This window comes from Actinoplanes aureus (assembly GCF_015704865.1).
Classification (GTDB): domain Bacteria; phylum Actinomycetota; class Actinomycetes; order Mycobacteriales; family Micromonosporaceae; genus Actinoplanes; species Actinoplanes aureus.
This window is the reverse complement of sequence record NZ_JADQTO010000002.1, coordinates 313,721-326,874: the sequence shown is the minus strand read 5'-3', so window position 1 is coordinate 326,874 and position 13,154 is coordinate 313,721. Positions and strand designations below refer to the sequence as shown.

Genomic DNA, 13,154 nt, shown 5'->3' with positions numbered 1-13,154 from the left:
TCAGGTGCTCTTGATGTTGCGGAAGACCGCGGCGGCCTTGGTCGACTGGAGAGCAACCGCTACCGGCCCCATCTCGACCTCGCCTGTCTTCACGGCGCCCGCCTGGTTGTACTGGGGCAGCCACTGTCGGACCAGCTCGGTGTCGCCGGCCATCGCCGCGCCGTGGAAGCCATCCAGCCCGAAGCGCACGGCGAACAGATCACCGAGGCTGGTGATGTTGCCGCCACCACCCGCGCCGTCCGCGTCCCGCGTGGCGAGCGCGATGACGTCGGTGTTGGAGCCCGCCTTGGTCTTCAGGTCGACCAGCGGGATACCCCGGTAGCGGGTGATCTGGCGGCCGAACGCGTCGGTGGTGGTGTCGATCTGCCCGGTCCACGACGCGATGATGTGGAACAGGTTCAGGGTCAGCCGGTTGCCGTAGATGACGTCCGGCTCCTCGTCCATCAGGCTGAGCCAGTTGTTGATGTGCTTCTGCGCGGCGAGCGCGGTGGCTTTGTCGTTAATCGCGGTCCAGTCGATGTACCCGGCGGCCACGCCGTTGTTCAGCGGCAGGTACTCGGTGGTGGACCCGGTGAGGATCTTGTTCAGGCCGTCGAAGCCGTTGGCGTTCACCGCGGTGTCGCCGTTGATCACGGCGTCGGCGAACCGCGCCCGGGTCGCCTTGATGAGCTGCCGCATGTTCAGCGTGACGGCGCCGGAGGCGGCCGGGCCGACCCGGGTCAGGACGCGGTCCACTTGGAAGCTGCCGCCGAGCGGCTTGAGCTCGACGGACTGCGGCGTGGTGGTGACCTCGGCCGGGGTGTACTCGGAGTTGATCGCGCGGAAGTCGGCGGAGCGCTGCGCGGTGAGTCGGCGGTAGCCGTACAGCAGCGTGCCGCCGCCGGTCGGGCTAACCGAGTCGTCGAAGGTCAGCCGGTCCAGGATGTCGCTGCTCTTGGTGAACTCGTCGATGACGGCGACGTCCAGGTCGGTCTGGGCGTTCTGCTTGGCCTCGGCCAGGGTAACGGGCATGGTCTACCTCGTTCGGATTCGTCAGTTGCCGCTGAGGGCCGCGGTGACTGCTCCCGCGAGCCCCTTGGGCTTGGTCTTGGTGCCTGCTCCGGCGCCGGAGTGGTCCGCGCCCTGCCGCACGGCGCCCTTGATGCCGGGGTCGGTCGCGGCGAGCTTCGGGTTGGCCTTGACCGCGTCCTTGATGGCAGCGGTGACCTTGTCCCGGAAGTCAGCGGCGTCGGGGTCCAGCTCAGCTACCGAGTTGAGGAACCCGCGGGAATCGAGGATGGCGTCGGGGTCGGCGCCGGCCTTGCCGGCGGACTTGTAGACGGCCAGCTCGATCGCGGTTTCGCGTGCCTTGGCGGTGGCCTTGTCCCGCTCGGCGGCAGCTGCCTTGAGCTGCTCGGCGGGGTCGGTCTTGCCGTCGGCGGTAAGCCCGGCGGCTTTGAGGACGGCGGCGAGCCGGTCGTCGGACGCCTTGCGCGCCTCCTTAGCCTTACGCTCGCTTTCGCGGGCGGCGGCCAGGGCGCGCGCGTGGCGTTCCTGGTCGAAGTCGCCTTCGATCTTCGGGCCGGGCTTGCCTTCGGTGGAGTCGTTGTCGCCGGCCTTGCCGGTGTCGCCTTCCCCGTTGTCGTGCCCGGGGCCGCGGCCCTCGCCGGTGTCTCCGGGATCTTCCCGGTGCCAGCCGCCACGCGGGACGCGCGGGATGGCGATTCCGGACAGGGCGTAGCGGCGCGCGGTGCGGTACATGCAGGTGCTCCGATGTGTCGTGGCGGCCCTTGGCCGCGGACCGTTCGTCCGTCCCTGGCCTTGCCGGGACGCCGTACCGTGCTCGCGTGGTCACTCCATACAGGACAGGGGGACGGATGCGAGCAGGTCAGGTTCTGGTGGGCGCCGCACTGGCGCTGGGTGTGCTGTCCGGGTGCGGCAGAGAAGCTGAGGAGCCGGCGGCCCCGGAGGTGGCGGCGCCGACGCCGGACGCAGCAGCGAACTCAAAGGCAGCGGCGGCGATCGCCGAGGCGGAGAAGGCAGCGGGGATCCCGCCGAAGCCGAGCGATGAGATCGCGGCGAAGTACCTCGCAGCGCTGAGGAAGATCAACCCTGAAATCGTCGGAGACACCGATCCGGAGCGGCTGATCGATCGGGGTCGCGATCAGTGCGTCACGATCAAGAGCTTCCCGGACGAGCCGGACAAGGTCCTGATGTTTACCAACACGCGGTTCAGCTCGCCGGATCACCCGAATGGCCTCGGGGACGCCACAGCCAAGAAGATCAACAAGGTGATCGTGAAGTACATCTGCCCGAAGGCCTAGCCGCGGCCCTCGGTCGGCTCTTCGTCGTCGAGGAGCGGGGTGAGCGGAAAGGTCATGTTGCCCATCGTGGGGCCGCTGACCACGACGATGCCCCGATCGGCATCGGCCCACCGTTCGGCGATCGGCACAGGATCGATAGGGCGCTTGTCATCCCACGCCGGCTCTTGGCCAGCTGGTTGCGTCATGACTCGATGACCTCCACGTCCAGTATCCGCCTTCCGCGGTCGTCAATGCCATGGTCAGCGACGATCCGACGTCGCTGACGCTTGCCGGCGAGCAGCTCGGCCTCTTCCTTGATGCCAGCCGGGCGGCGATCCGGCGGGGCCAGATCGGAGAGCCGGACAGCCCCGGAGCCCTTGCGCATGATGATGCGCAGGACCACCGAGCCGTTCCCGCCGACGGAGAAGCTGTTCTCGGCCACGCGGCGGTCTGCCGTGGTGGAGGCGAATGCCTTGTCGTCCCATTCGACACCGACTAGGTCGACGTCGTTCCAGTCGGTACCGAGGATCGTGTCGAAGCCGCTGATGCCCCGGAAGACCAGGACGTCGTCGCGCAGCGGCGAGGCGTCGATGGCCTCGCTGATCCGGTCGATCCGGGCTTGCATGGACGTGTTGAACTTGCCGTCCTTGCGCAGGTACTCGTTGATCTCCCGGTAGCTCGAACCACGGTAACGGCCGAGGGCAACCTGGGACTGCGAGGTCTTGTCCAGGGTCCAGCCGTCCGGGCGAGGCTCGAGCTTGCTGCTGTCGGTGAGCCGCCGGGCGGCTGCGTCGAGCGCGTCCTGGCCCTTCTTGGCCTTGCGTACGCCCTTGTCGAAGGTCTCCTGCCGCACTGCCTCTTTGCGGAGCTTCGGCAGGCCCTTAACCAGCTGGTCGCGCCGGGCAATGAGCCGGTCGCCAAGGTCCGGGAGCCCATGCTCCGCGGTGATCTCGCGGATCCGCTCCGGCGTGATCTTTTTGACTCGCTCTACGGAGCGGACCAGTATCCGGCGCCGGATGGCGCCGAAGACCTGCACCGACTGCGGGGCGGTCATGCGGTGCCGCAGCGAGTACCACTCGGTGACCTCGTCGCCGAACCGGTCGCCCTTCGGTGTGCCGCGGGCCCGGAACAACAGCGAGCCGCCCAGGTCGATTCGCCAGGGCTTGCCGTCGCCGCCGGTGACGATGTTGTCGAACGTCATGCCGACCGCGTCCCAGTTCGCCAGCCATGTGTCGACGGCGAAGCCCTCGCGGATCTGGTCGCGGTACTTCTCGTCGGTGAGCCGCGACGTCAGGTCGGCCTTTGCGTCGTCGACGATCCGGGAGGCGGTGTGGTGCTCGCCGTCCAGGCCGGGCGTGCCGCGGCCACGGATCACGCGCGGGGTGTCGATGCCAGCTTCGCGGTACAGCGCGGACGCCAGCGCCTCGTTCTTGGCGTGGTCCTCGCTCTTCTGCGCCTTGACGTACCAGCGGGTGCCGTCGTCGGCTTCGAACAGGCCACCCGGGTTGGAACCGGCCTGGGGGCCGACACGCTTGAGGCCGGAGAAGTCTCCGGCCTCAATGAGCTCTGCGGGTGTCGGCGGCGGTGGCGCGGGTGGCGGTGTGGGCTTCGGGTTCGGGCGGGTCGCGCCGGCGGGCGGGGCGGGCGGGATGTTCCCGGCGCCGATCTGCTCGCGGTGGGGCTGCCGCTTCAGCTTCGGGTTGGCCTGCAGGTGCTCGCGCATCGCGCGCTGCCACGCGCGGACCTTCGCGCGCGCGGCAGCGCGCGATGCGGGGCTGAGCGCCGCCTCCTCGCGCTCTTTCCAGCGCCGGATCTGCCGCTCGATTGCCCGCTGCCGCTGCCGGGCGACATCGCCTTCCGGGTCGGCGGTGGGCTGCTCGGGCAGCCTGGTCACGCCAGGCAGGTAGGTCCGGATCGAGTGCCGGCAGCCGGGGTGTTGCAGGCCGGCAGCGCGGGCCTCGTCGAGAGTGGCCGTGACGGTGACCGTCACGGGTGCGCTGTTGGGTCCCGAGTACGACAGGACCTTGCCGGTGGGTCCGGCGCTGATGCGCAGCACCTTGCCCTCGTAGGGCCGGCAGAGTTCACACTCCTGCGCCTCGTCGGAAACCATGACGTACGGCAGGCCTAGCCGCTGCTGCCGGTCGGTTTGGCCTTGGACGGCGGCGCGCTGGGTGACGGTCCGCACCGCCATCTCGACGTACGAGGAGAGCCGCCAGGTGCGGCCGCCTCGGTCGGTGAAGCTGGTCAGGCCGCGGTCGACGAGCCGGGCATAGGCCAGCTGGGCGGCGTCGCGGCGGGAGAGTCCGCCGACGGTGCTCGCCGCGGTGGCCTGCGCGATGACGGTGCGGTAGGCGTCCAGGACGTTGCGCAGGATGTTGCTGTGCTTGGCGCCGACGTCCTGCACCAGCGCGGCCGCCAGGGACTCGACCGTGCTGGTGCGGGTGATCGTGTCGAGGGCATCGGCGGCACCGAGCTTGGCGGCCTCAGCGGCTGGCAGGTCGGTGAGGACGCTGGCGTTGCCCTGCCGGTACGCCTCGGCCAGGGCCTCGCGGACGTAGTCCGGGGCCGCGTCGCCGAGCTGCCCGAGGACGTCTTCCGCCGCGGTGCGCAGCTGGCCGACCTTGGTCATCCGCTCGACGGCCCGGCCGGGTGCGTCGATGCCCTGGGCGAGCTGGCGCGTGATGAGTTGGAGCAGCGCGTGTTCGGCGGCCCGGTAGAGGCTGACGGTGGCCTGGGCGATCTCGACGATCTTGTCCGGGTCGACGGCCACCGGCTACTCCTCGGGGTTCTCCTCGCCGTCGTCGGCCGGTGGCTGGTTGCCAGCCAGGCGGCCGAGCGTGAGCTCCGGCTCGGTCGCAGTCGCGCCGGCGTTCTGGATCCGCTCGACCTCCTCGCGGACCTGGGGGTCGTCCCAGTCGGGGTGCAGCATCCGCACCTTGGTGTCGACGGAGACGGCCTGTGCGGCTTCGAGCAGCTGCAAGGTGCGAGCCAGCGTCTCCGGGGACTCGCTGACGCTGTCGCCGAACTCGACGTTCGGGCGATCCGGCTCGGGACCGGTGCGGAATCGTGCACGCTCAACGGCGAGCAGCAGCTCGATCAGCTCGGCAATCGCCGGCCGCCAGGTGCCGATCCGGTTTCCCCTGGTCGTGAACGATTGGCGCTCCCGGGCTTGGGCCTCGGTGGCGGTCATAGCGACGTCGCCGCCGTCCTCGCCGAGGGTTTGCGCGGAGAGGCCGGCGTGCCGCATCGCGACCTTCTCGATGGCGTCAGCGGTCGCCTGATGCTCCTGCCACCGAATCGCGAACTGGTTCGCGGTGATGGCCGGGCCGGATTGCTGGCCAGGCATCATCTCCAGCTGCGTGAAGATTTCCTGTTCCATGTCGAAGCTGGCGCCGCGGCCGGGACCGTGGGACTGGAGCATGTAGGCCGGGACGATGATCCGGCCACGGGCCAGGCGGATGTCGCGCATCCAGTCGGTCCAGGTCTCGTCGAGGGCGTCGAAGAACTGCTCGTTGCCGTCGAAGTCGCTGCGGCCGAAGTACTTCAGCGGGCCGCTGGTGCGCCAGCGGCGCTGCGGGCCGGCGTTCGGTACCCGGACGACGTCGAGCCGGTCGAGCTCGGTGGCCTGGGCGCTCTCCTCGTCCACGAGGTCGGCGAGGTGGGCAGCGTCTGCGTGCTCGGTGAGCGGCACGGGACGGCCCAGCGTGGTGCTGGTGCCCTCGTACACGGCGTAGACGATTCGGCCCGCACCACCGACGACCTCGTGGTGTTCGAGGAGCCGGACGTGAGTGTCGCCGTCGACCAGCAGTGTCGACCAGAACGTGACCTCCACCAGCCTGCCCCAGCGGATCAGCGGGATCGCGCCGTCGGCGTGCACCGTGGCGAAAAAGGCGCGGCCGGGCAGGACATCCTCGTCAACGACGGGCCGGAGGTAAACGTCGCCGAGCGCGGACGCGGCTTCAGCGGCGTGCAGCAGCAGCGTGGTGAGTCCGTCCTCCTCCAGCCGCTCGATGCGTTCCTGGATCGCCTTGTCCTCGTGGGTGATCTTCGGCAGCTCGGAGAACAGCAGGTTGGCTGAGGTGGCGGCGAGGTCGGCGGGGAGCGGCACGTGCAGCCGGCCATCGCGCTGACCAGCTGGCGGCGGAGCGCCCCAGAGAAAGCGGGAGACGGCACCGAGTAGGCCGCCGGCGTACTGCCCGGACCGTACCCGCTGCGACGGCGGAAGGACCTGCCCGCGGGGGCCGCGGCCGGAGTAGACCGCGCGCAGGCCGTCCGGGTCGCCGGCATACCAGGCGTCCCAGTCGCGGTAGGCGTCGTAGGCGGGGGTGAGGTGTGGGGGCGGCCAGGCGCCGCCGGTCGGAATCGGCACCAGGTCTCCCAACCGTAGCGTGAATGACCCTCCCGGGCCTACCGTGGAATGTCGTGATATCACTCGTGCAGTTAGCCGCAGATCAAGGCGCTACTAATGCTGATTGGATTGAGGCATGGGCAACCGTCGCAGCCGCCATAGGAACAATCGGAGCATTCATCTGGCAGGGGCGCGCACTCAGGAATGAGCGAGAGACTCGGCGTCAAGAGGTACAACGACTCGAACATGAGCAGCTCACGAGCCTGGAGTCACAGGCGCGCACAATCGTCGTGCACGAGGTGGACATTCAGGTAGATAAGACAAAATCGAGCAGCCCATTAGCCGACCCTAAATACCTGGTGACAAACTTTGTTTGCTCCGTCGAGAACTTCGGAACACTCCCGATCCTTGCTGTGTCCGCCCGACTTCTTCGGGAATCGACAGTTCCGGATGACGGCTTCGATGCCCCCGTGACTAAACGCTTTCCGGTCATCAAAGGCGGCGACAAGGAGCGGTTAAATTGGCTCCACATTGGCCTTTCCCTGACACGCTTTACTCCCGGCGCACAGTCCAAGCTGGAGGCGAAGTGCCAGGTCAAGCTGGAAGTCAGGTTTGTCGACGTACACGGCCACCACTGGCTTGCAGAGGTGAGGACCGCACCCGCAGGAACCGATGCGGAAGGAGAAACATGGTTCCAACTTTCCGCATGCTAACCGGCGAGGTCCAACGCGCCACGTACTAGTGGCCGCCACAGCACCTCCGGGGTCTTGATGGCGTACCGGCCGGCGTCCATCGAGTGGTCGCCGACCTTGACCGGCTTGTCCTCACCTAGGAGCGCGGCTTTCTCGTCCCAAACGTAGCCGGGGATCTCCTCGATCCAGCCGGCACAGGACTCGTGCACGAACAGCAGGCCCTCGCTCAGCAGTGAGGCGATAAGCCGGATGCCGTCGAGGACGGCGTTGTCGGCCGGCGCGGGGGTGATGCCGTCGCGGAACAGCTGCGTCGAGAAGCTCGCAGCGCTGGGGTCGACGCACACCCAGTCCGGGCGCACGCCCAGCTGATCGAGCCACGCACGGAGCCGGGCCGAGTATTCGGCGTCCGTGAGGCTGCGCTGCTGCTTCTTGGAGTCCCAGCGCCACTCCCGGGCCAGGTACATCCGGCCGTCAACGCCGATGCCCAGGAGCAGGCTGGCGAACGGGTTGGTGGTGCCGTAGTCCACGCCGAGCGAGATCCAGCGGACTATGCCCGGCAGCGTCTTGACCACGTGTTTCGCCGGATCCCACATGTCGTAGACCGTGCCCTCGGCCACGCACCACTCGCCGAGGATGTTCCGCCGGTAGTACAGGCCGGTGTACTGCCGCCGGTAGCGGGCCTTCACGGTCTCAGAGAGCACCGGGTTGTCGTCGAGCAGGAACTTCAGCACGTACCAGTCGCCGGCCAGTGGGCCGCCTGGGCGCGCCCGTTCGATGCCCTCGGTCATTAGCCAGTGGCGCGGGTTATCCGGGTTCGTGTTGCCGAAGATTTGGCTGCCGTCGACAGAGCAGCGGCCGAGAAGCTGCTCATGGAAGGAGCGAGGCATGAGGGACCACTCGTCGACGTACGCGCCGCGGCACGTCATGCCTCGCAGTCGATTCTCGGAGCGCTCGTCGTTGAAGGTGATGACTTCGACCTGTGTGCCGAGGATCGTGGCGGTCGGTGCGCCCCGGGTGTACGAGGTGGCCTTGGCCAGCGGCCCGAAGAGGGCGCCGTCGCGGAGCGGGTTGAAGATGTTCCTGACCGCGGTGTCGTACGTCTTGGCTGTGACTACTAGGTCGCCGGTGCGCGGGGTCTTCGGGTCGGCGATGTACATCAGCCAGCGCAGCAGGCCGGACGCGGTTTTGCCCGATCGGATGGCGCCCTCGGCGAGGTTGACGAAGACGTTGCTCTCACAGATGTACTCAATCTGCTTCTCCGACAGGGGCAGATGGCTGAGATTGATCATCTGCCTCCGCCAACGTTGCGCGCATTAAGGACCATCAGCGAGTGACCACATCCGGACAATCCCGCCCGTGGCGGTCTTTTCTCGCAGCCGTCGGCGTGAACGTTCTAGCCAACCTTGTTGCTGCGGCGATCATCTATCTCGGAGGCGTGCTGTTCGGCATCTTCCCCCGGGAGCCCAAGGCGATCGCGTCTGCTCTTGTGATCGTCCTGCTCGCAGCGGCCTGGGGAGCCATCCTGGCTACACGCTTTTTCGGGTTGGCAGACCTGCAGTTGACGACATCGGCCGGGACTGCGTTCCTGGGCGGATCGCTTGTAGTCGCGAACTTGGCTGGCGTCGAAATCGACCCCATCTGGAATAGCCCGCTGGGCCTGGTCCCTGCCGTCGTGCTGTTCCTGGGCGGCTTGTGGTTCACCCGGCCTGCTTGGCGGGACCGTAAGCGTCGACTTGCTGAGGCTCACAGGATCAAGGGTTTGCACTGGTACGAGCCTTAATCAGGGCCTCGCGGAGGTCGGTAAGCATCGAACGCTCATCCTCGTGGCCGGTGGCCTTGTCGTACTCGGCGAGCTTCAGCGCGGTGTCGGCGAGCGCCTTGATCGCGGTGGCAATGTCGCGCTTGTCGCGGAACGGCGGCTCGTTGACCGAGCGCTCGTTGTAGTCGTTCTCCTTGCCGCCGAAGTTGTAGACGACGGTCGGGGCGAACATCTGGCCCATGAGCTTGCCGGCGGCGTCCAGGGCGTTGAGCTGGAGCTCGGCGCGGCGTGCGGCGCCGTCAGCCTTCTTCGCTGCGGTGGCGGCCGCGGTGCGGGTGCGTTCGAAGGTCAGCGGCGGGTGGTGCTCGGCGCAGATCTTCGAGATGGTGCGCCCAGACCGGCCGAGCTCTGCGGCGATGGCGTTACGGGACTTGCCTTCGGCGTGGAGCTCGGCGACGCGGCGCCGTTCCTGGCTGGTGACGGGTGGGTGTCCTCGCGCCACGAGTCACCTCGGAAGTGGGGAGTAACTCTCGAAATTTGATAGCTTAATCATTGTGCTCAAGAACGGATGCCTAAGTTACAAGGCGCCGATTACTACACCGCGCTGCGATAAATGTCCGACACGGCGCAGTGGCCTTATCAACTAGGGCACCTAAAAGCTACACCGGCTCGCCGAAAATATGCTGCACCGAGTCGTCTATACGGTGGTCTATACAAGTGCCAGCCGGGGTGTGACCACCGTCACCCACTCGATGTTCCTGCCGCTCAAGGCCTCAGATCTTGAATCGTCTCGGCAGCTCACACACATTTCTGGACAATTTTGTGAGTGTGAAAAATGCCCGAAAGGACGGAATAGTTGTCCACACTGGACCTACTCGTCGCGTTCAGCAGCGGCGCCTTATCTGTAGCATCGGCCCGACGGCGAAATGACCGGCGATTAGCGCGCAGCCCGACGAGCGCAACGCCGCATCCGCCCGACAAGATTCACTAGCTTCCCGACCCGCAAAGGCAAGCATGGCAACTGGGAGCACCCAGAGATCACTTCGCGGCGAACCCACGGCGGCCTCCCGCCTGCGTCCCGCACGGCGAACGACTACTAGTCCCTTGCAGGGTGTACGCACGCCCACTAGGCGCTATAACAGGACGGAAGTCAGGAAGTGCAACTGGATTCGCCCGCGTTCCACCAACTCGTCGCTGGCCGCGATGACGTGGTTTCGGATGACATTGCCGAGACAGAACCATGACGTGCGTCACTCGAAAATGTCACTGATTGCTAGGAGGAGGTGCCCACCGTGTCACAAAGCATCTCAACTATAACGCTCGTTGTAGCCAGGAGTGGCCACCGGGCGAGATGCTGCTCAGCCTTGACGCAGGGGCTGGTTGGCACTGCATCCGATTCAGTCACCTTCAATGGAAGCAGCACGGCGGAACCCGGAAACGGGGGACGGCCCGCTGGCAGGCGGGCCGTCGTGCTGCTCCACCGAAATGACCAAGCCAGGTCCAGAACCTACGAGGAGCAACATGGCTACCGTAACGAGCCAACCCGGACAACACCACAACGATCCCGACCACGCGGCCGGGGTGGCACGAGTCGCCCTCAAGACGGCGGGCGGCTCTGCCATCGGCATCGGCGGCATCCTGACCGCCTCGGCCCTCGAGGCCATCCCCATGTCCTTGTCGGTCACCGCGCTCATCATCTTCGGCGTGATCATGATCGGCGCGCTCTGGGTGGCGGCGATCTACATCCGGCGCCGGTGACCCGGTGTGGGCCGGCTTCCCGGTCGGCCCACACCGCCGCCCGTGTGCGTACCGTCATGCCGGGGCGACGGATCTCGCAGCGACGGCGTTGCGGACGTGCCCTAGGCGTGGCCCTCGGCGACACGGCGCCGGTCGTCATCAGCGACGGGAAGGGCGTGCCGGGGCATGGTCTTCAATGGGCGGACGAGCGGGACAAGCGAACTGAAGCCTCACCAGGACCCATCCCAAACTAAATCCGTCTATAGGCAGGTCCAGCAACAAAATCCGTGCTATGCAGTGCAACCTGCCAAGTGGAAACCTTGCAGATTGCTGCCGCTCAAGTCGCTGACTCTCGAGTTGCCATCTAGCGATACATCGGCCACAAACTGGCGCCAATCAGAAGGCCCTTACGTCGGCTTGAAGGGCTTGAAGGCGTTCACCGAGATTGCGGTACCAGTCAGTGATCCCCTTACTCCAGGTTGAAGCCTTCACCAAGATTGCCGAAGTCGCACCCTAATGCCGCGACGTGCGTCAGGATCGATGTCTACCCCCCATCGCGCGCCTGTCAGCCAGTACGGGCGTCGGTTCGGTGGGGGCGACCGACGCACTAGCCATAAGGGAGGGTCCGATTTAGACGATTGAGCTTGCGCCGCCTTGCCTCTCACCCAGCCAGTCAGCAACTCCGCATGCGCGAGGGCTGAGTGTGGTTCCGATCGGGCTAAGCCCGAGTTGGGATTCAGCCAGGGAGCTGAGTGTGAGGTGCACGGCATCACAACATGTGACCATCTAGTCGCAGGACTAGTAGGCGGCTCGCCTGCCAGCGAGCCGCCCCGTCGCCAACCAAAGAGGACGCCTCGTAACAGCTCGACCATGATCGGACAACACGTTGAACGTACCGAAGAAATCAGCTCCTGACAGCCGGAGCCAAAAGCACCACGCCCGCGTCCTAACCGCAGCGTTTTTAGCCGCCGGCAGCTTCGTTACGGCGATCGCGACCATCCTCGCGATTGCCGGAGAATGGGGCACGCCAGACAGCACGGTCAAGTACGCCATCACCGTGGCAGGGATCGTTGCGGCGCTACCGCAGTTCGTTGCAGCCGTGCTCATCTGGCCGCGCGAGTAGTGGCCTGCTTGCGGAAGAGAATGGGCTCAGCTCTTGGAGCTGAGCGGAATGCACAACAGCCCGGGACCTTGGCGGGGTTCCGGGCTTTAGGCAGAATCCTGCCGCCGACAGTGTGAACAATGATCGACTCAGCGTCCAGCAACGCACTCACCTTGCGTCGATCATTGCCGAGCGAGATCAAGCGCCTCTCGCGGATCGACAACGCGGATGGAAGCGGCTTCGAGGATGCGCGCTCTCTTCGAGGGGCTTAAGCATGTCGTCTTCGTCGCTGGTGATGAAGTAGTCGTTGCCGCTCATCAGATGCCCAACGAGGTGCTGCACATCGGCGACCTTCCGCCGGAACTTGGCTTGCTTCTCCGGCTCGGTTGCCGGGTCGAACTGTCCAGGCTGCAGAGCCGGCGGCAGCATGAAGCTCTCCAGTCTCTGTTCGAGCCCCCATAGCGGCGCGCAAGCGGCTCCCCGCCCTGATGTTCGAAGCGGTCCGGGACGGAGCCCCGTACCCCGATCACCACACGACGCTGAAGGCGTGGGCCGAGATCCGCCGCGCCCGATCCGGCTCGCTGACCTGATCACCACGAAGCGGGAGTTGGCACTCGACAAGCTGCTCGCCGAGGACTCCACCTTCTACGGCGACCTCTTCCCCCACGTGGTGGAGTACCGGGGCGCTCTCTACCTAGAGGACGGCCTGTACCGGCTGCTCCGGGCGGCGCTGCAACAGCGCAACCAGATCCACGCCCGTGTATTGGTCGTGGAGGACTGACGGCTCACCCGTTAGCGTAAAAGTCAGGAGCGGGTCCCAGCGATCCGCCATCCAGGAACGGAGGCGATCTCTAGTCGCGCGTGCACCGCCCAGGCGTCAAGAGCGACCATCGGTCCCCAATGGGGACGGCCCGCCAGGCAGCGGGCCGTCGTGTCGCCAACCCGTTAGCGATGCCTTCTCACGAGCCTCACAACAGAGAGGACGACATGTCCAAACTACAGAAGCGATCCCCATCTGGCAGTAGCACCGACAACACCGACGCTGACGGCAAGGTTGCCATGGCCGGCTTCGCGGCGTTCACCACGTCGGCTGCCGGATTGATCGGGATCCTGACGGCCACAGAGAACCAGACCGCGGGCACGATCGTGGCGCTCGCTCTCTTCGGCGCTTTGGGGCTCGGCAGTTTGATTCTTGGTGCGATCTACTTGCGCCGTCGCCGTTGAGTTATTTGCC

At 66.4% G+C, this 13,154-nt stretch carries 14 protein-coding genes and 1 pseudogene; 7 read left to right on the top strand and 8 right to left on the bottom strand.

Annotated elements, in window-relative coordinates; translation table 11 throughout:
* Entirely contained in the window at window positions 1–1,011 is a 1,011-nt protein-coding gene (locus tag I4J89_RS04475) for a major capsid protein (protein ID WP_196412524.1), read from the bottom strand.
* 21 nt (window positions 1,012–1,032) lie between these two features.
* Window positions 1,033–1,740, bottom strand: a complete 708-nt coding sequence (locus I4J89_RS04470; protein ID WP_196412523.1) for a hypothetical protein — start codon at window positions 1,738–1,740, stop codon at window positions 1,033–1,035.
* A 137-nt stretch (window positions 1,741–1,877) separates the two neighbouring features.
* On the opposite strand from I4J89_RS04470, the gene I4J89_RS04465 reads away from it, so the two are divergent.
* Window positions 1,878–2,303: a hypothetical protein gene (locus tag I4J89_RS04465; RefSeq protein WP_309238181.1), complete on the top strand. Its 426-nt coding sequence runs from the start codon at window positions 1,878–1,880 to the stop codon at window positions 2,301–2,303.
* Here I4J89_RS04465 and I4J89_RS50760 read toward each other — a convergent pair.
* Genes I4J89_RS50760 through I4J89_RS04455 form a run of 3 tightly spaced genes read right to left on the bottom strand, consistent with a single transcriptional unit; the run spans window position 2,300 to window position 6,651 of the window.
* Window positions 2,300–2,431 (bottom strand): hypothetical protein, encoded by a 132-nt coding sequence (locus I4J89_RS50760; protein ID WP_255521551.1) that lies wholly within the window; start codon window positions 2,429–2,431, stop codon window positions 2,300–2,302. The genes I4J89_RS04465 and I4J89_RS50760 overlap by 4 nt on opposite strands.
* A gap of 53 nt (window positions 2,432–2,484) precedes the next feature.
* Entirely contained in the window at window positions 2,485–5,052 is a 2,568-nt protein-coding gene (locus I4J89_RS51405; RefSeq protein WP_196412521.1) for a phage minor capsid protein, read from the bottom strand.
* A gap of 3 nt (window positions 5,053–5,055) precedes the next feature.
* A complete protein-coding gene (locus I4J89_RS04455; protein ID WP_196412520.1) occupies window positions 5,056–6,651 on the bottom strand; it encodes a phage portal protein in 1,596 nt (531 codons plus the stop codon).
* Between the two features lie 53 nt (window positions 6,652–6,704).
* Between I4J89_RS04455 and I4J89_RS04450 the strand changes: the two genes are divergently transcribed.
* The gene (locus tag I4J89_RS04450; RefSeq protein ID WP_196412519.1) at window positions 6,705–7,343 is read left to right on the top strand and encodes a hypothetical protein; all 639 of its coding nucleotides are present in this window, start codon (window positions 6,705–6,707) and stop codon (window positions 7,341–7,343) included.
* Here I4J89_RS04450 and I4J89_RS04445 read toward each other — a convergent pair.
* On the bottom strand, window positions 7,340–8,611 hold the full coding sequence (locus I4J89_RS04445) for a PBSX family phage terminase large subunit (RefSeq protein ID WP_196412518.1): 1,272 nt from the start codon (window positions 8,609–8,611) through the stop codon (window positions 7,340–7,342). The two genes, I4J89_RS04450 and I4J89_RS04445, sit on opposite strands and share 4 nt — an antisense overlap.
* Window positions 8,612–8,652: 41 nt before the next feature.
* On the opposite strand from I4J89_RS04445, the gene I4J89_RS04440 reads away from it, so the two are divergent.
* Window positions 8,653–9,102: a hypothetical protein gene (locus tag I4J89_RS04440; RefSeq protein WP_196412517.1), complete on the top strand. Its 450-nt coding sequence runs from the start codon at window positions 8,653–8,655 to the stop codon at window positions 9,100–9,102.
* Here the strand turns inward: I4J89_RS04440 and I4J89_RS04435 are convergent.
* Window positions 9,074–9,583 (bottom strand): helix-turn-helix domain-containing protein, encoded by a 510-nt coding sequence (locus I4J89_RS04435; RefSeq protein WP_196412516.1) that lies wholly within the window; start codon window positions 9,581–9,583, stop codon window positions 9,074–9,076. The genes I4J89_RS04440 and I4J89_RS04435 overlap by 29 nt on opposite strands.
* 1,019 nt (window positions 9,584–10,602) lie before the next feature.
* On the opposite strand from I4J89_RS04435, the gene I4J89_RS04430 reads away from it, so the two are divergent.
* Entirely contained in the window at window positions 10,603–10,839 is a 237-nt protein-coding gene (locus I4J89_RS04430) for a hypothetical protein (RefSeq protein ID WP_196412515.1), read from the top strand.
* Window positions 10,840–11,704: 865 nt separating this feature from the next.
* Complete coding sequence (locus I4J89_RS04425) at window positions 11,705–11,941, top strand: hypothetical protein (RefSeq protein WP_196412514.1); 237 nt, start codon at window positions 11,705–11,707, stop codon at window positions 11,939–11,941.
* 177 nt (window positions 11,942–12,118) lie between these two features.
* On the opposite strand, the gene I4J89_RS04420 is transcribed toward I4J89_RS04425, so the two are convergent.
* Window positions 12,119–12,349 (bottom strand): hypothetical protein, encoded by a 231-nt coding sequence (locus I4J89_RS04420; RefSeq protein WP_196412513.1) that lies wholly within the window; start codon window positions 12,347–12,349, stop codon window positions 12,119–12,121.
* A 56-nt stretch (window positions 12,350–12,405) separates the two neighbouring features.
* Here I4J89_RS04420 and I4J89_RS04415 point away from each other — a divergent pair.
* Both I4J89_RS04415 and I4J89_RS04410 read left to right on the top strand, forming a co-directional pair.
* Window positions 12,406–12,701: pseudogene (locus I4J89_RS04415) on the top strand (type II toxin-antitoxin system VapB family antitoxin).
* A gap of 206 nt (window positions 12,702–12,907) precedes the next feature.
* Window positions 12,908–13,144 (top strand): hypothetical protein, encoded by a 237-nt coding sequence (locus I4J89_RS04410; protein ID WP_196412512.1) that lies wholly within the window; start codon window positions 12,908–12,910, stop codon window positions 13,142–13,144.
* The last annotated feature ends 10 nt before the right edge of the window (window positions 13,145–13,154 follow it).